We start from the raw sequence: 15,530 nt of genomic DNA on the forward strand, positions 1-15,530 counted from the left end.
CGGCCGGCCCGCAGGCTGACCCAAGGAGTTTCGATGCCGCTGACCCCGGCCGACGTTCACAACGTCGCGTTTAAGAAACCCATGCTCGGGAAGCGAGGGTACGACGAGGATGACGTCGATACCTTCCTTGACGAGGTGGAGCGTGAGCTCGCCCGACTGATCGAGGAGAACAGCGAGCTGCGTGCGCAGGTCGAGCGTCTTCGTGCGGGCGCCGGTCCCGGCGTCGCCGACAACGCCGAGATGGCCGCCCAGCTGGAGCGCGTGCGCTCCGACAAGGCCGCCGCCGAGCAGCAGCTGCGCGCGACGCAGCAGGAGCTGGAGCAGGTTCGCGCCGCCGGACCCGGTGTGGGCGGCGCGGTCAGCGCGGCCGACGCCGAGCAGGGCGAGCAGCAGGCGCTGCGCCTGCTGATGGTGGCCCAGCGCACCGCCGACGACCACGTCGACAGTGCCCGCCGTGAGGCCGACAAGGTCCTCGGCGAGGCGCGCGCGCAGTCCGAGGAGTTCGTCCGCGAGGCTCGCGCCAAGTCGGACAGCCTTGAGCGTGAGGCCCGTCAGCGTCACCAGGAGGTCATGGGCACCCTGGAGACGAAGCGCGCGGCGCTGCAGAAGCACATCGAGGAGCTCAAGGCCTTCGAGCGCGAGTACCGCACGCGTCTCAAGGCTTACCTGGAGAGCCAGCTGCGCGACCTCACCGGCCGTGGCGACGGCGTCATCGACGCCGCCGAGGTCGGGGCCGTCGAAGGCGGCCGCAACGGTGCCGCCGCGGGTGCCGCCCTCACCGGTGCGTTCAACGGCCGGGGTGGCCTGCCGACGGACTAAATCGGGCATGTAGTTCAATGTGACGATGGTTACGTGTGGTCGGTGTGTGGCGATTGGCGTTGATGCCGGGGGGCGTCGGCGTGCCGCCACCACCGCACACCCGTCGTCCCGTAAGGGGGGTACGTAATGATCGTCGGCAGTTTACTGGTTCTGGTGGGCGCGGCCGGTCTACTGGTCACGGGCCTGATGAACCGCAGCAACATGTTCCTCGTGGGTTCGATCGTGGCGAGCGTCATCGCCGGCGTCGGCCTGTACCTGGGCGCCCGCTCCGCCGGGCGTGACGGGGAAGAGGAGGAAGACGAGGCCGAGGCCGCGGAGTACGAGGAGCCGCGCGGCCGGTCCGGTGGCCGCCGGATCCCCGAGCGCCGCCAGGTGCGGGAACCGGCCTACGCGGGCGGCGATCGCTACGCCGACCTCAACGACGATGTGGATGACGTCGATCGTGGGGAGAGCATCGAGCGTTTCGACCGCTCCGACCGGCTGGACCGCCTCGAAGCCCTCGAACGTGAGCGTGACCGCGAGCGGGAGGCCCTCGAACACGAGGAGCATGAGACGCCCGTGCGGCGGACCGCCGCTCCCGTGGACGCCGGCGGCGACGACGGCGACGCCGACGACGAGCTGGCCGACGAGCCGGGGCCGATGTCGATCACCCGCATCGACCGCACGCGCCTTTCCGGGCTGACCGTGCCGGTGCAGGTCGTCGACGGCCGCCCGAGGTACCACCTCGCCGGGTGCGTGCACCTCCTCGGCAAGGAGGACGAGCCGCTCGCGGTGAACGAGGCCGTCGAACTCGGTTTCACGCCCTGTGGGCTGTGCGAGCCGACCGCCGACGTGCTGGCCGATCTGAGCGTGCGCAGCGGACATTAGGCGGGGCGCGGGTCCGGGGTGATCTCCCCGTGATCCGCCCCCGCCTTCGTCATGCCCGGATCCTGTTCGCCGCGTCACGGTGCGCGGAGTCACGCGGGGGCGCGCCCGGGCCCGGCATCGTCCACCTCGCACTGTCCTCAGTGGATCTTCCTCGGCTCCGTGGCCGCTCAGGAAGGGTGCGGGCGATACGACATCGCGGATCGGTGACGCCGGTGTCGCGTGAGGTGATTGTGTAGCGGTGGGGTGTGGGCGTATTATGTGTCCTCACGCGCGGCACATGCCGCGCTCTGTTTTATACCTGCCGGGGGGCGGCCATGGGCGATCGGAAATCGGGTACGGCTACGCAGAAGAAGGTCGCGAGCGCCGCCACCGGCCGGTCGGCGGCGAAGAAGACGGCCGCCAAGTCCGCCCAGACGTCCACCGCCGAGAAGCCCACCTCCGCCGGGGCCGCGACCGCCTCCCCGTCGTCGTCTCGGGCCACGAAGGCCAGCGCGAAATCCACCCCCACCAAGACCCCTCCGGAGAGCGCAAAAATGCCAGCTGCGAAGGCGACCGGCGGTACGCCGGCCAAGAAGACCGTTGCCACGAAGAAGGCGGCCGTGAAGAAGCCCACCGCCTCCACCGGCGGAGACGTTGCCCAGCAGCGCAGCCCCGAGGAGACCGAGCAGATCCGGGCGCAGCTCACCGAGCGCCTCGAAGAGCTGCGCACCGAGTACTCGCAGACCGTCACCGAGCTCGCCGAGATCCAGCGCGACCGGCTGACCGACTCCGCGGGCGACGACCAGGCCGACACCGGCTCGAAGACCCTGGAGCGCGAGCAGGAGATCACCCTCGCCAACACGATGCACGAGCGGGTCATCCAGGTCGAGCACGCCCTGGAGCGCCTGGACGCCGGCAGTTACGGCATGTGCGAGCGCTGCGGGAAGCCGATTCCGGCCGCTCGGCTCGCGGCCTTCCCGTCGGCTACCCTCTGCGTGGACTGCAAACAGCTCGAAGAACGCCGGTGACCGTGACCCCGTGAGGTCCTCCACCGGCCGGTGGCAGCTTGGAGGAGCGCGCTGAGTACGCCAGAGGTGCCGGCCGGCACGACCGGTGAGGACGAACAGGCCACGATCGACGCCGCCCCCCGGCCGGGTCGTGCGCGCCGTGTCATCCTGACCCTGTTCTTCGCCGTCGGCCTGGGTTCGATCGCCCTCGACGTGATCACCAAGACCATCGCGGTGTCGAGCCTCCAAGGGCGCGAGCCGGTCGAGCTCCTCGGCGGCCTCATCTACTTCGACCTGATCCGCAACGGCGGCGCGGCCTGGGGGATGGGCAGCGAGTACACGTGGGTCCTCTCGATCGTCGCGATCTGCGTGAGTGTCGGCATCGCCGCCTTCGTGTGGCGCGTGAAGTCGGCGCCGTGGGCGGTCGCCTTCGGGCTGATCTTCGGCGGCGCGCTGGGCAACATCGTGGACCGCGTGTTCCGGGCCCCGGCGGCCTTCCACGGTCACGTCGTCGACTTCATCAGCCCTTTCGAGCCCGGCGGGCAGGCCTACCCGGTCTTCAACCTCGCCGACTCCTCCCTGGTCATCGGTGTGTGCCTGGTCGTCCTGCTGGAGCTGACCGGCCGCCGCATGGACGGGACCCGCTACTCCAAGGACGCCGGGAAGAAGGCCGCCGAACCCGCGAAGGAAACCGCCGGTGAGTAGCGTCGAACGGTCCCTGCCGGTCCCCGACGGTCTTGAGGGCTCCCGCCTCGACCAGGCCGTCGCGCGTCTGTTCGGTCTGTCGCGGACCACCGCCGCCGAACTCATCGAGCAGGGCGACGTCCTCGTCGACGGCGCCGCCTGCGCGAAGTCGGAACGCGTCACCGGCGGTTCCTGGCTGGAGGTCAGGCTTCCACCGCCGCCGGGCGCCGTCGAGGAGACCGAGCCCGAGGCGGTCGACGGTCTCGCGGTGATCTACTCCGACGACGACATCGTCGTCGTCGACAAGCCCGTCGGCGTGGCCGCGCACCCGAGCCCCGGCTGGACCGGGCCGACGGTGACCGCCGGCCTGGCCGCGCTCGGGCACCGCCTCTCCAGCCACGGTCCCGCCGAGCGGCAGGGCATCGTGCACCGCCTCGACGTCGGCACGACCGGGATCATGGTCGCCGCGAAGAGCGAACGCGCCTACAGCGCGCTCAAGCACGCCTTCAAGGAGCGCGAGGTCGACAAGCGGTACCACGCGGTGGTCCAGGGACATCCCGATCCGCTGCGCGGCACCATCGACGCGCCCATCGGGAGGCACTCGAACCACGACTACAAGTTCGCGGTCATGGCGGGCGGCAAGAACTCGGTCACGCACTACGACACCGTCGAGGCCTTTCCGGCGGCGAGTCTGGTCGACGTGAAGCTGGAAACGGGCCGCACGCACCAGATCCGGGTGCACTTCTCGGCGCTGCGGCACCCCTGCGTCGGCGACCTGACCTACGGCGCCGACCCGACGCTCGCGGCGAAGGTCGGCCTGTCCCGGCAATGGTTGCACGCGCGAACCCTTGCGTTCACCCATCCGGGTTCGGGACAGTGGGTGGAGTTCCACAGCGACTACCCTCGGGACTTGGCGAACGCGCTGGACATCCTGCGCGGCTGACCCCGACACCCGGCATGCCGGGCCGCCGCCGCGACCATCGCTCTCTACTTCGGAGGGTGCCCCCTCATGGGCCGACGAAGCCTGCTCCGCCGCGTCGACGACCTCCTGCTGCCCCCGATCGGGCGCGGCATCCGATGGCTCCAGGCCGGTACCGGCCGCCGCCGTGTGGTGACGTCGACGGCGCTGATCGCGTGCGCTCTGCTGGTCGTGGCCGCCGTGTGGTCGACCGACCGGCCGACGCAGCACGTCGACGACAGCGGGCCGGTCGTCCACGTCGGCGTCAACGAGGGCGAGTCGATCCCCGACTACGCCGCGGACTCGCACGGTGAACTGGTGCTCCTGGCGAAGAACTCGACGGCGCCGACCTGGGCGCTGGTGTCCTTCGCCGCCTACGTCGGCCCGGAGAAGGTCACCGAGGTGGCGGAGGGCCAGGCCGTCGCCCGCGTCTACGCCCGCGTGCCGATGCCGCGCGCGCCGACCGAGATCGTCCAGCTCAACGTGACCGACCTTCCCGGCGGCCTGCTCGACGAGATGGACCGGGTCGCCGACCGCAAGGACGCCGACGCCGCCGGGTACGCCGACCTGGCCGGGAAGCTCAGTGGCGCGAGCGAGCAGGAGATGCGCCAGCGCGAGGTGTACCGGACCGCGCAGGAGCTGGCCGAGGCGGAGGCAGACGCCTACCGTGCGCACTGCGAGTGCGCGTACGCGCTGGTCGTGCGGTCGACGCCGCAGGAACTGCTGGAGCTGTCGGACCGCGGTGTGGTCCGCGCCGTCGACGCCGCCCCGGAGATGGAGGGCTTCGAACGGGCGGTGTTCCTGCCCGCGCTTCCCGAGCAGCCGGGCATCGCCGGACCGCCTGGCAGCGCCCTCAGCGACGACGAGCCACCGGTCGGGAGTCCACCCGCGTCGGAGCCCGTCGGGTGAGCGTTGGAGAATTCACCGGCGTGGGGTCGTCACGCCAAGTTATTTTCCCGTCCAATTCGTCCCAAAGCACGCGGGCCGGGTGCGAGGTGCGCCCTGGCATCCGTAGCCTTGGGCATTACGTGAACGCAGGCGGGAGGCGAGTGTGGAGTCGATAAGGACGCCGTACGGCCAAGACGAGTCGGTGCCGCAGCCTCGGTGGCGGGCGCTGTTCGACCGTCGCGCCCGCAGCCATCGTGCTCCCGAGCCGCCGCCGGCCCCTCAGGTACCCATGCAGCCCGGCCCCTACGACCGAGGCCCTTCGCGGCACGCGCTGCCGGTGGCGACCGTGGTCATGGAGGAGCTCCGCCGCGACCTCGGCCGGTGCCGGGTCGTGGCCTTCGCCAACCCGAAGGGCGGCGTGCACAAGACGACGGCGACGGTCCTGGCCGCCGCCACCCTCGGCACGGTCCGCGGGCGCGGTGTCGTGGCCTGGGACAACAACGAGCTGCGCGGCACGCTCGGGCTGCGCGCGGGTTCCGCGCGCCACGCGCGGACCATCCGCCACCTGGTCAACGACCTGATCCAGGTCGAGGCCGCCGGCCCGCAGCTCGCCGAGCTCATCGACGACTACCTGCGGCACTCCTCCGACGGCACCTTCGACGTCCTCGCCGGCGACGAGGACCCGAAGCTGGCGGGGAAGCTCGACCCGGCGACGGTCCTGCGCGTCCTCGACGTGCTCACCCGCACCCACGACATCGTCTGCATCGACACCGGCAACAATGTCGAGAGCCCGAACTGGCGGACGGTCATCGAGGCCGCCGACCAGCTGGTCATCACCACGGTCCCGCGCGAGGACGCCGCCTTCGCCGCCGACTGGATGCTCGACCTGCTCATCGAGAACGGCCACCGCGATCTCGTCGCCAACGCCGTGACGCTGCTGTCCTGCCCGACGCCGAACCCGGGCAACCTGCTCACCGACCTCACCGCCCACTTCAACACCCGCACCCGCCGGGTCGCGGTGGTGCCCTACGACCCGACCCTTGAGGCCGGTTCGAGCATCCAGTACTCGATGCTCCAGCAGCCCACCAGGGACGCGTGGATCACCGCCGCGCACGCGATCGTGGAGCGGATCGGGTGACCGGCGCCGTGGTGCGGCGCGGGTCGCGCGGGCATGGAAGGATCTACGCGTGACAGCCGCCGAGTCCTCGCCGGACGAGCCGGGATCGGCACGATCGCCGTCCTCGCCCACGCAGACCAACGCCGCTCCTCAGGACACCGACACCGTCGGCGAGACCTGGGCGCGTCCGTACGGCCCGCCTCCCGAGGTGGGCGGCGCGGGAGCCAACGGCGCGAGCGCCGCACCGGTCTTCGGGGGACTGACCCCACTGCCGGTGGCGACGGCCCCGGAACGTTCCCTCGGCCGTGAGTTCGCCTTCGGCGGGCTCGTCCTCGGCGTGCTGGCGGTCCTGGGCATCCCACTGGGACTGCTGTGGCAGGCGATCGCTCCCCGCGTGGAGCTCGTCGCCACCGAGAACAGTTTCCGCTACACCACCGAGAGCCCCGAGGGTTACGCCGGGGACGACGGCGTGTTCACCTTCCTCGGCCTGGGCCTCGGCCTGCTCGCCGCGATCGCGGTGTGGGCGCTGCTGCGCCGCCACCGCGGCCCGGTCCAGGTCGCCGCGCTGGTGCTCGGCTCGATCGCCGCCCAGGTCGTCGCCTGGCGCTTCGGTGAGTGGTGGGGCCGAATCGGTTTCGAGGCCCTGCTCGACAACGCCCAGCCCGGCGAGCACCTCTTCCGCCCACCACGGCTTCTGATGATCAACTTCGATCCGGGTGAGGCGTGGGACACGCTGCTGGCGGGCAAGGTCCTCGACGTCGGTGGTCACCTCCAGCTCGGCGTGCTCGCCACCATGGCCCTCGCCTCGGTCTTCGTGTACACCGTCCTCGCGGGTTGGTCGCGCTACCAGAGCCTCAGCCGCGAGACCGAACCACGCCTTCCCACGATGCAGACCACGACCCCGGATGCCGGGAACGAAACGGCGGGTCGTCTACCCTCGTAGGGTGCTGAACCGCATCGATCTTCGAGGTACCGCGTCCATCCCGCGAGGCGTCCTGCCCCGCGCGACCTTCGACGTGGCGGCGGCTCTGGAGGAGATCCAGCCGCTGCTCGACGCGATCCGGCATCACGGCGCCGCACCGATCCGGAAGATCACCGCCGAACGCGACGGCGTCGAACTGGACTCCCTCCGCGTGCCCGCCCAGGCCCTCACCGACGCCCTCGACGCGCTCGACCCCGAGCTCCACGAGGCCCTCACCGAGGCCATCGCACGGGTCCGCAAGGTCCACTCCGACCAGCGCCGCACCGACCTCGTCACCGAGTTCCGTGTTGGCGGGACAGTCCCCGGCGGCACCGTCACCGAGCGCTTCATCCCGGTCGGCCGCGTCGGCCTCTACGTGCCCGGCGGCCTCGCCGTACTCGCCTCCAGCGTCGTCATGAACGTCGTCCCCGCCCAGCTCGCCGGCGTCCCCGACGTCGCCGTGGCCAGCCCGCCGCAGAGGGACACCGGCCTGCCCGACGCCACGACCCTCGCCGTGTGCGCGATGCTCGGCGTCGACGAGGTCTACGCCGTCGGCGGGCCCGCCGCCATCGGCATGTTCGCCTACGGCACCGACGAATGCGTCCCCGTCGACATGATCACCGGCCCCGGCAACATCTACGTCACCGCCGCCAAACGCGCCGTCCGCGGCCTGGTCGCCATCGACGCCGAGGCCGGGACCACCGAGATCGCCGTCCTCGCCGACGACACCGCCGACCCCGAGCACGTCGCCGCCGACCTCATCAGCCAGGCCGAGCACGACCCCAAGGCCGCCAGCGTCCTTGTCACGCCGTCCACCGAACTCGCCGACGCCGTCGACACCGCGCTGACCGGGCAGGTCGCCGCCGCGAAGCACTCGGGACGCATCAGCGCCGCCCTGTCGGGCGAGCAGTCGGGCACGATCCTGGTCGACGACCTCGAACACGGCCTGCGCGTCGTCGACGCCTACGCCGCCGAGCACCTGGAGATCCAGACCAGGGGAGCGCGCGAGCTGGCCATGCGCGTCCGCAACGCCGGCGCGATCTTCGTCGGCGCCTACTCGCCGGTCTCGCTCGGCGACTACTGCGCCGGGTCGAACCACATCCTGCCGACCGGCGGCTGCGCCCGGCACTCGCCGGGCCTGTCGGTGCAGAGTTTCCTGCGCGGCGTGCACGTCGTCGACTACAGCGAGGAAGCGCTGCGCGAGGTCGCCCCGTACGTCACGACACTCGCCCTGGCCGAGGACCTGCCCGCCCACGGGACGGCCGTGACGATCCGCTTCGACAAGCCGGCGGCGTCGTCATGACCTCGATCGACGACCTGCTGCGCCCCGACCTGCGGGGACGCAGCCCCTACGGCGCGCCCCAGCTCGACGTGCCGGTGAAGCTCAACACCAACGAGAACTCCCACCCGCTGCCCGACGAGGTCGCCGCCGACATCGAGAAGGCGCTCGCCTCGGTCGTGCGCGGCCTGAACCGCTACCCCGACCGCGACGCCGCCGGCCTGCGCGCCGACCTCGCCGCCTACCTGGGCCACGGTCTCGACGTGTCGCGGGTGTGGGCCGCCAACGGCTCCAACGAGATCCTCCAGCAGCTCCTCCAGGCCTTCGGCGGTCCCGGCCGCGTCGCCCTCGGCTTCACCCCGGCCTACTCGATGCACCCGATCATCGCCGCCGCCACCGGCACCCGCTGGGTCGACGGCCGCCGCGAGGCCGACTTCGACATCGACCCCGCGCACGCCGCGGCGCAGATCGCCGAGCACCGGCCCGACGTGGTCTTCCTGTGCTCGCCGAACAACCCGACCGGCACCGCCCTGCGCCCCGACGTGCTCGCCGTGGTGCTGGAGGCCGCGCCGGGGCTCGTCGTGGTCGACGAGGCCTACGCCGAGTTCGCGCGCGAGGGCACGAAGAGCGCGCTCACGTTGCTCCCGGGCCGCGAGCGGCTCGTCGTCACCCGCACGATGAGCAAGGCCTTCGCCTTCGCCGGCGCCCGTCTGGGCTACCTCGCCGCCGATCCGGCCGTGGTCGACGCCCTCCAGCTGGTCCGGCTGCCCTACCACCTGTCGGCGCTCACCCAGGCCGCCGCGCGGGCCGCGCTCGCGCACGCCGGGGTGCTGCTGTCGACGGTCGACGAGATCAAGCGGCAGCGGGACCGGATGGTGACCGCGCTGACCGGACTGGGTCTGCCGGTGGTCCCGAGCGACGCCAATTTCGTACTCTTCGGGGGCCTGGCCGATTCCCGCGCGGTGTGGCGCTCGTTGGTAGATAGAGGTGTGCTGATCCGTGACGTCGGCCTCGACGGCTGGCTGCGGGTCACCGCGGGGACCGCCGCCGAGGTCGACGCCTTCCTGACCGCGATCACCGCGGTCGTCGCCGCCCTGCCGGTTTCGGAGAGCGGCGCGTGAACGACGCGCCCACACACGCGCGACACCCTTGGAGGAGTGAGCAGATGAGCCGGACCGCCGTCATCGAGCGGAAGACCGGGGAGACGAAGATCCGGGTGGCCCTCGACCTCGACGCGCCCGGCGCGGTCGAGGTGTCGACGGGCGTGGGCTTCTTCGACCACATGCTCCACCAGCTCGGCAAGCACGGGGGCTTCGGCCTGAGCGTGCAGACCGACGGCGACCTGCACATCGACGCGCATCACTCCCTTGAGGACACCGCGATCGCCGTCGGGCAGGCCTTCGCCGAGGCCCTCGGCGACAAGGTCGGCGTGCGGCGCTTCGGCGACGCCACCGTCCCGCTCGACGAGGTCGCCGTGCGCGCGGTCGTCGACCTGTCGGGCCGCCCGTACGTCGTGCACGAGGAGCCGCTCGACCTGGCGCCGATGATCGGCCCGCAGTACCCGACCAGCATGACCCGCCACATCTGGGAGTCCTTCGGGCACCACGCGCGCATGACCCTGCACGTCTCGGTGATCCGCGCCTCGAACCCGGGGCAGAAGCCCGACGCGCACCACGTCGTCGAGGCGCAGTTCAAGGCGGTCGCCCGCGCCCTGCGCGACGCCGTCCGGCTCGACGGCACCGCCGGTGTGCCCAGTACGAAAGGCATCCTGTGACCTCGGCCCTCCCCATCCTGCTGCTCGGCCTCGGTGGTCTCCTCGGCGGCGGCGCCTACTCCGTGCACAAGCAGGGGGGCAGTAAGTTCGCCATCGTGATCCTGGTGCTCGTGGCCCTCGTCGCCGTCGGCGGCGGGGTGCTCTGGATGCTCCCGGACGGCGGAAAGTGACCGCGAACGTCGTCGTCGCCGACTACGGCAGCGGCAACCTCCGCTCGGTGGAGCGGGCCGTGGCCCGCACCGGAGCGAAGGTCACCGTCACGGGCAGCCTCACCGCCGCCCGCGAGGCCGACGGTCTGGTCGTGCCCGGCGTCGGCGCCTACGCCGCGTGCATGGCGGGCATCGAGGAACTCGGGTTCGGGCCGGTCATCGCCGAACGCGTCGCCGCGGGCGCGCCCGTGCTGGGCATCTGTGTCGGGATGCAGATCCTGTTCGAGACCGGCGAGGAGCACGGGGTGGTCACCAAGGGCCTCGGGCTGCTACCCGGGACGGTGTCCCGCCTCGAAACGGCGCTGCTCCCCACGGTTCGCGTGCCCCACATGGGCTGGAACACCGTCGAACGCGACGCCGACTTCGGCCTCTTCGACGGCATCGCCGCCGACGAGCGCTTCTACTTCGTGCACTCCTACGCCGCGCCGCCCGAGGTGCCCGGAGCGCAGACCGCCACCACCGTCCATGGTGGACGGTTCCTCGCCGCGGTGCGCAAGGGCGCGCTGTCGGCCGCACAGTTCCATCCGGAGAAGTCCGGCGACGCGGGCGCCGCCCTGCTCGCCAACTGGGTAGGGGAAATCTCGTGACACTCGAACTGCTGCCCGCCGTCGACGTGACCGGCGGCCAGGCCGTGCAACTCGTTCAGGGCGTCGCCGGGAGCGAACGCCGGTACGGTGATCCCCTGGAGGCCGCCCGCAACTGGCAGCGCCAGGGCGCCGAGTGGATCCACCTCGTCGACCTCGACGCGGCCTTCGGGCGCGGTGACAACGCCGAGATCCTGGCCGAGGTCACCGCGGCCCTCGACATCAAGGTCGAGCGCTCCGGCGGCATCCGCGACGACACCTCGCTGCGGCGGGCCCTCGACAGCGGCGCCGCCCGCGTCAACATCGGCACCGCCGCCCTGGAGGACCCCGACTGGTGCGACCGGGTCGTCGCCGAATACGGCGACCGTGTCGCCATCGGCCTCGACGTGCGCGAGGGACGGCTCGCCGCGCGCGGCTGGACCCGTGAGGGCGGGGAGCTCTTCGAGGTGCTCGCGCGATTGGAGAAGGCCGGGTGCGCGCGGTACGTCGTGACCGACGTGCCCTCCGACGGCATGCTGTCGGGGCCGAACCTGACGCTGCTGCGCGAGGTATGCGACCGGACCGACAAGCCGGTCGTGGCCAGCGGCGGCGTGTCGACGCTCAACGACCTGCGCGCGCTGTCGGCGCTCGCGTCCGACGGCGTCGAGGGCGTGATCGTCGGGACCGCGCTGTACGAGGGAAACTTCTCGGTGACCGACGCGCTGCGCGTCCTGCGGGAGTCGGCGTGACGATCCGCCGCATCGACTCCGGCGGGCGGTGGGAGCAGCAGTACGGCTACTCCCGGGCCGTCGCCGTCGGGCCGTGGGTGCTGACCTCGGGCAGCACCTCGACGGTGAACGGGGTCGTCGCGCATGTCGGCGACCCGTACGCGCAGGCGCGCGAGGCCTTCCGTATCGCACTGGACTCCCTGGTGGAGCTCGGTGCGGGTGTGGCCGACGTCGTGCGGACGCGGATGTACGTGACGGCACCGGAGTACAGCGAGGCCGTCGGGAAGGCGCACGGCGACCTGTTCGGCGTGGTCCGGCCGGTGGCGACGCTGGTCGTGGTGTCGCGGCTGCTGCATCCCGACCACCTCGTCGAGGTCGAGGTCGAGGCGTACCGGGAGCCCCGGGAGGAAGAGCGGGCGTAGGCGGTTCGGCGACCCGAAGCGTCACGGGAGTGCGTTCGCGAGTCTAGGCCTTGAGCACCTCGGCCACCTGAAGCGTCAGCGTGATACGCGCGGTGAGCGACGGCGGCCCGCCGATCGCGGCGAGTCGCTCCCGCAGCCGGGTCAGGGGGTCCCCGTCGGTGCGGCCGTTGAGCATCCCCGCCATCCCCGCGGCGTCGCCGTCGCGGCCGCGGGCCAGGAACTTCGCGGCGATCGGGATCATGGCCAGCGCCGAGGTGTCCGGATCGACGCTCTTCGGTGTGGCGCCCCGGCCCAGTCTGTCGAGGGCCGGGGTCAGCGGCAGGTCCCCGGGCCGGTCCTCACCGGTGAGGAGCCGGGCCTCGACCGGGACGGGCGTGTCGGCGGGCCACGTGTACCAGTCGACCCAGACGAGCAGCGGGCCGGTGAGGTGCGCGGCCCCGGTGTAGCCGCCTTCAGCGGGGCCGTTGGGCGGGTAGTCCATGGTGAGCGCGGCTTCGTCGAGCAGGCACGGGCCGCCGGTCACCACCAGGTCGAGATCGCTCCAGTCGTCACCCCGGCCTTCGGCGAACGACCCCACCTGCCAGAGTGAGCGGCCGGACTCCGCGGCGGCGGTGGTGAGCCGCGCCAGCAGCGCGTCCCTCGCGACGGCGTGCGCGGTCAGCAGCTTCGTCGCCTCATCTCGGTTCACGCCGGTCACGCTATCGAGGCGAGGATTCGATCGCCGCCCGATAAAACGCACTAGAAACCGTTGCCATCCAACATGATCGGCAACTATTGACAACACATCCCCGCTCCGGCACGGTATTCGGAAAGCGCTTTCACGTGGCAAGGGAGCTCTCAGTGAAACCGATTTCTATCCGGCTCGCGCGGACAATCCGCCTCGTCCCCACGGCCGCCTTCACCGCCGTCCTGCTCACCGCGGCCTTAGTCCCCGCCGCCGCCCACGCCGGGCCCGCGATCCAGGCCCGCGCCTACTACGTCGACTGCTCCGGCAACGGCGGCGACGGCAGCCAGGCCTCCCCGTGGAGCAGCCTCGCGCAGGCCAACGCCGTCACCCTCGCGGCCGGCGACCAGCTCCTCCTCAAGCGCGGCGTCGCCTGCGCGGGCGGGCTGGCCCCGAAAGGCTCGGGCACGGCCGGTTCCCCGATCACGATCGCCGCGTACGGGACCGGCACCGCCCGTCCCGTCGTCAACGGCGGCGGCACCGTCTACGCCGGCGTCCACCTGCTCAACACGCAGCACGTCGTCGTCCGCGACCTGGAGATCACCAACAAGGGCGCCACCGTCGCCGAACGCAACGGCCTGCTGGTCGAGATCGCCGACATCGGCGTCGGCCGCGACTACCGCGTCGACGACGTCTTCGTGCACGACGTCAACGGCGGCGACTCCAAGGGCAGCAACGGCATCCAGTTCCGGGTCAGCGGAACCGCCGCACCCACCCGCTTCGACGGCGTGATCGTCGAGAACAGCGAGATCCGCACCGTCGACCGCGAAGGCCTCACCACCGGATCGAGCTGGGGCTGCCGCGCGATCTACGGCTGCACCGGCACCGAGAACTGGCTCGCCTCCACCAACGTCGTCTACCGGAACAACGTCATCCACGACATCGCCGGCGACGGCCTCGTCATGCGCGTCGCCGCCGGCGCCCGCGTCGAGGGCAACGAGGTCTACGACGTCGCCCTGCGCTCACCGGGCAACAACGCCGGACTATGGACCATCAACAGCGACGACACCATCGTCCAGTTCAACGAGGTCTACCGGGTCAACCGCGTCGCCGGGACCAACGACGGCATGGCCTTCGACTCCGACTTCGGCAACCGCGGGGTGATCTTCCAGTACAACTACAGCCACGACAACGAGGGCGGCTTCATGCTGTTCTGCGGCGCCTGCGGAGGCTCGTCGAGCTCCACCGGGACCATCGTGCGCTACAACCTCTCGGTCAACGACGGCTCGCGGATCCTCTACGCCGTCGGCGAGAAGGCCGCGCAGATCTACCACAACACCTTCTACCTGCCGGCGGGATCGACGACCGCGATCATCCAGGACGGCAGCGGCAGCACCTACACGACCTGGTCGAACAACATCGTCTACAACCTCGGCAGCGGCGGCTACACCGGCGGCGCCGACCACACCTGGCGCAACAACACCTTCTACGGCAGCCACCCCGCCGGCGAGCCCGCCGACCCGGGCAAGAGCACGGCGAACCCACTCCTCGTCGCGCCCGGCGGCGGCCCCGACGGGTACAGGCTTCAGCCCGCCTCACCCGCCAAGGGCACCGGCACGGTCGTGCCCGGCAACGGCGGCCGCGACTACTTCGGCGGTCCCGTACCCGCCGTCTGCGCGCCCGACCGGGGAGCCCACCAGGCCTCGACCTTCAACGACGGCACCTGCCAGGCCCCGAACCTGGTCGCCAACGGCGGCTTCGAGACGGGTACGACGGCCGGCTGGACCCCGTGGAACAGCGCGACCGTCACCACCACCGCCGCGCACAGCGGGACCTACGGACTGCGTGCCGGACCGGCGCCGGCCTCGGTCGAGCAGACCATCACCGTCGAACCCGGTACGACCTACGTGCTGTCCGGCTGGGGTCGCGTCAGCGCCACCGGAACCGAGCTGGTGATCGGTGTGAAGAACCACGGCGGCACCGAAGCGCGCGTGCCAGCCTTCACCACGACCACCTACGGCTCGGGCAGCGTCACCTTCACCACGGGCGCGTCGAACACGACGGCCCGCATCTACTGCTACACGCGTCTGGGCACCGGCGAAGGCCGCTGCGACGACGTGACCGTCCGCGCGGTGTGATCAGACCGGCTCGTCGAGTACCTCGGCGAGCCGGAACCACACCAGGACCAGCGGCGTCTCCTCGGTGACGACGAAGCCGGGATCACCGATGGCCTCACGGAACTCGTCGCTGTGCCAGAAACTCTCGTGGGCCGCGAGCCAGCCCGCGACGTCGTCGTAGCCCTCACCCTCGGCCGCGGCGAAACGGTCGTCCACTTCGGACATCGGCGCGATCCGGGCGCCGGTCGTCTCGATGACGGCGATCCTCCGCCCGTCGGAGTCGACCACCGCCGACCGCTCGCCGATGCGCGGCATCGGGTCGCCGCAGTGCACGTAGTCGGCGAGCACACCGGTGGTCGTGGTCTTCGCGCCGGACAGGATCGCCGCGTTGAGCTCGTCGCGCAGCGGGCCGGGGAAGCCGAACTCGGCGAGGGGGAGAGAAGAGACGTCGGTGGTCATGGTCGGCACGTTACGGGAGGCGCGAACCTCAGGCC

At 71.5% G+C, this 15,530-nt stretch carries 18 protein-coding genes and 1 pseudogene; 16 read left to right on the plus strand and 3 right to left on the minus strand.

Annotation, left to right across the window (positions count from 1 at the left end; translation table 11 throughout):
• Window positions 1-33 precede the first annotated feature (33 nt).
• Together HNR73_RS03025 and HNR73_RS03030 are read left to right on the plus strand one after the other, a co-directional pair.
• A complete protein-coding gene (locus tag HNR73_RS03025; RefSeq protein WP_184785639.1) occupies window positions 34-819 on the plus strand; it encodes a DivIVA domain-containing protein in 786 nt (261 codons plus the stop codon).
• Window positions 820-945: 126 nt separating this feature from the next.
• Window positions 946-1,686 carry a hypothetical protein gene (locus HNR73_RS03030; RefSeq protein ID WP_184785640.1) on the plus strand — a complete coding sequence of 247 codons (741 nt, stop codon included), beginning with the start codon at window positions 946-948 and terminating at the stop codon, window positions 1,684-1,686.
• A gap of 292 nt (window positions 1,687-1,978) precedes the next feature.
• Here HNR73_RS03030 and HNR73_RS03035 read toward each other — a convergent pair whose 3' ends face one another.
• Complete coding sequence (locus HNR73_RS03035; RefSeq protein ID WP_184785762.1) at window positions 1,979-2,299, minus strand: hypothetical protein; 321 nt, start codon at window positions 2,297-2,299, stop codon at window positions 1,979-1,981.
• Between HNR73_RS03035 and HNR73_RS03040 the strand changes: the two genes are divergently transcribed.
• The 13 genes and pseudogenes from HNR73_RS03040 (at window position 2,220) to HNR73_RS03100 (ending at window position 12,255) form a co-directional block, all read left to right on the plus strand.
• A complete protein-coding gene (locus tag HNR73_RS03040; protein ID WP_184785641.1) occupies window positions 2,220-2,693 on the plus strand; it encodes a TraR/DksA family transcriptional regulator in 474 nt (157 codons plus the stop codon). The genes HNR73_RS03035 and HNR73_RS03040 overlap by 80 nt on opposite strands.
• A 66-nt stretch (window positions 2,694-2,759) precedes the next feature.
• Window positions 2,760-3,377 (plus strand): signal peptidase II, encoded by a 618-nt coding sequence (lspA, locus tag HNR73_RS03045; RefSeq protein WP_239122071.1) that lies wholly within the window; start codon window positions 2,760-2,762, stop codon window positions 3,375-3,377.
• Window positions 3,370-4,299 (plus strand): RluA family pseudouridine synthase, encoded by a 930-nt coding sequence (locus HNR73_RS03050; RefSeq protein WP_184785642.1) that lies wholly within the window; start codon window positions 3,370-3,372, stop codon window positions 4,297-4,299. Before lspA ends, HNR73_RS03050 begins: the two co-directional genes overlap by 8 nt.
• Before the next feature lie 66 nt (window positions 4,300-4,365).
• Window positions 4,366-5,223 (plus strand): hypothetical protein, encoded by an 858-nt coding sequence (locus HNR73_RS03055; protein WP_184785643.1) that lies wholly within the window; start codon window positions 4,366-4,368, stop codon window positions 5,221-5,223.
• A 163-nt stretch (window positions 5,224-5,386) separates the two neighbouring features.
• A pseudogene (locus tag HNR73_RS03060) lies at window positions 5,387-6,340 on the plus strand (MinD/ParA family ATP-binding protein); the annotation flags it as partial.
• A gap of 49 nt (window positions 6,341-6,389) precedes the next feature.
• Window positions 6,390-7,262, plus strand: coding sequence for a DUF2567 domain-containing protein (locus HNR73_RS03065; protein ID WP_184785644.1), 873 nt, complete (start codon window positions 6,390-6,392; stop codon window positions 7,260-7,262).
• 1 nt (window position 7,263) lies between these two features.
• Window positions 7,264-8,583, plus strand: a complete 1,320-nt coding sequence (gene hisD / locus HNR73_RS03070) for a histidinol dehydrogenase (RefSeq protein ID WP_184785645.1) — start codon at window positions 7,264-7,266, stop codon at window positions 8,581-8,583.
• The gene (locus HNR73_RS03075) at window positions 8,580-9,680 is read left to right on the plus strand and encodes a histidinol-phosphate transaminase (protein WP_184785646.1); all 1,101 of its coding nucleotides are present in this window, start codon (window positions 8,580-8,582) and stop codon (window positions 9,678-9,680) included. Before hisD ends, HNR73_RS03075 begins: the two co-directional genes overlap by 4 nt.
• Before the next feature lie 44 nt (window positions 9,681-9,724).
• The gene (gene hisB / locus HNR73_RS03080) at window positions 9,725-10,333 is read left to right on the plus strand and encodes an imidazoleglycerol-phosphate dehydratase HisB (protein WP_184785647.1); all 609 of its coding nucleotides are present in this window, start codon (window positions 9,725-9,727) and stop codon (window positions 10,331-10,333) included.
• Window positions 10,330-10,503 carry a CG2302 family histidine operon protein gene (locus HNR73_RS03085; protein WP_184785648.1) on the plus strand — a complete coding sequence of 58 codons (174 nt, stop codon included), beginning with the start codon at window positions 10,330-10,332 and terminating at the stop codon, window positions 10,501-10,503. Before hisB ends, HNR73_RS03085 begins: the two co-directional genes overlap by 4 nt.
• A complete protein-coding gene (hisH, locus tag HNR73_RS03090) occupies window positions 10,500-11,129 on the plus strand; it encodes an imidazole glycerol phosphate synthase subunit HisH (RefSeq protein WP_184785649.1) in 630 nt (209 codons plus the stop codon). Before HNR73_RS03085 ends, hisH begins: the two co-directional genes overlap by 4 nt.
• Entirely contained in the window at window positions 11,126-11,854 is a 729-nt protein-coding gene (priA, locus tag HNR73_RS03095; protein ID WP_184785650.1) for a bifunctional 1-(5-phosphoribosyl)-5-((5-phosphoribosylamino)methylideneamino)imidazole-4-carboxamide isomerase/phosphoribosylanthranilate isomerase PriA, read from the plus strand. The genes hisH and priA overlap by 4 nt, the downstream gene beginning before the upstream one ends.
• The gene (locus HNR73_RS03100) at window positions 11,851-12,255 is read left to right on the plus strand and encodes a RidA family protein (protein WP_184785651.1); all 405 of its coding nucleotides are present in this window, start codon (window positions 11,851-11,853) and stop codon (window positions 12,253-12,255) included. Before priA ends, HNR73_RS03100 begins: the two co-directional genes overlap by 4 nt.
• A 43-nt stretch (window positions 12,256-12,298) precedes the next feature.
• Here HNR73_RS03100 and HNR73_RS03105 read toward each other — a convergent pair whose 3' ends face one another.
• The gene (locus HNR73_RS03105; protein WP_184785652.1) at window positions 12,299-12,943 is read right to left on the minus strand and encodes a hypothetical protein; all 645 of its coding nucleotides are present in this window, start codon (window positions 12,941-12,943) and stop codon (window positions 12,299-12,301) included.
• A gap of 152 nt (window positions 12,944-13,095) precedes the next feature.
• Between HNR73_RS03105 and HNR73_RS40600 the strand changes: the two genes are divergently transcribed.
• Window positions 13,096-15,057: a carbohydrate binding domain-containing protein gene (locus HNR73_RS40600; RefSeq protein WP_184785653.1), complete on the plus strand. Its 1,962-nt coding sequence runs from the start codon at window positions 13,096-13,098 to the stop codon at window positions 15,055-15,057.
• Here HNR73_RS40600 and HNR73_RS03115 read toward each other — a convergent pair whose 3' ends face one another.
• Window positions 15,058-15,495: an ASCH domain-containing protein gene (locus HNR73_RS03115; RefSeq protein ID WP_184785654.1), complete on the minus strand. Its 438-nt coding sequence runs from the start codon at window positions 15,493-15,495 to the stop codon at window positions 15,058-15,060.
• Window positions 15,496-15,530 lie beyond the last annotated feature (35 nt).

The organism is Phytomonospora endophytica (assembly GCF_014202425.1).
In the GTDB taxonomy this organism is placed as follows: domain Bacteria; phylum Actinomycetota; class Actinomycetes; order Mycobacteriales; family Micromonosporaceae; genus Phytomonospora; species Phytomonospora endophytica.

Coding starts and splice junctions, on each gene's coding strand:
- HNR73_RS03025 (WP_184785639.1), top strand. CDS start 34: ATGCCGCTGACCCCGGCCGACGTTCACAACGTCGCGTTTAAGAAACCC.
- HNR73_RS03030 (WP_184785640.1), top strand. CDS start 946: ATGATCGTCGGCAGTTTACTGGTTCTGGTGGGCGCGGCCGGTCTACTG.
- HNR73_RS03040 (WP_184785641.1), top strand. CDS start 2,220: ATGCCAGCTGCGAAGGCGACCGGCGGTACGCCGGCCAAGAAGACCGTT.
- HNR73_RS03055 (WP_184785643.1), top strand. CDS start 4,366: ATGGGCCGACGAAGCCTGCTCCGCCGCGTCGACGACCTCCTGCTGCCC.
- HNR73_RS03075 (WP_184785646.1), top strand. CDS start 8,580: ATGACCTCGATCGACGACCTGCTGCGCCCCGACCTGCGGGGACGCAGC.
- hisB (WP_184785647.1), top strand. CDS start 9,725: ATGAGCCGGACCGCCGTCATCGAGCGGAAGACCGGGGAGACGAAGATC.
- HNR73_RS03115 (WP_184785654.1), bottom strand. CDS start 15,495: ATGACCACCGACGTCTCTTCTCTCCCCCTCGCCGAGTTCGGCTTCCCC.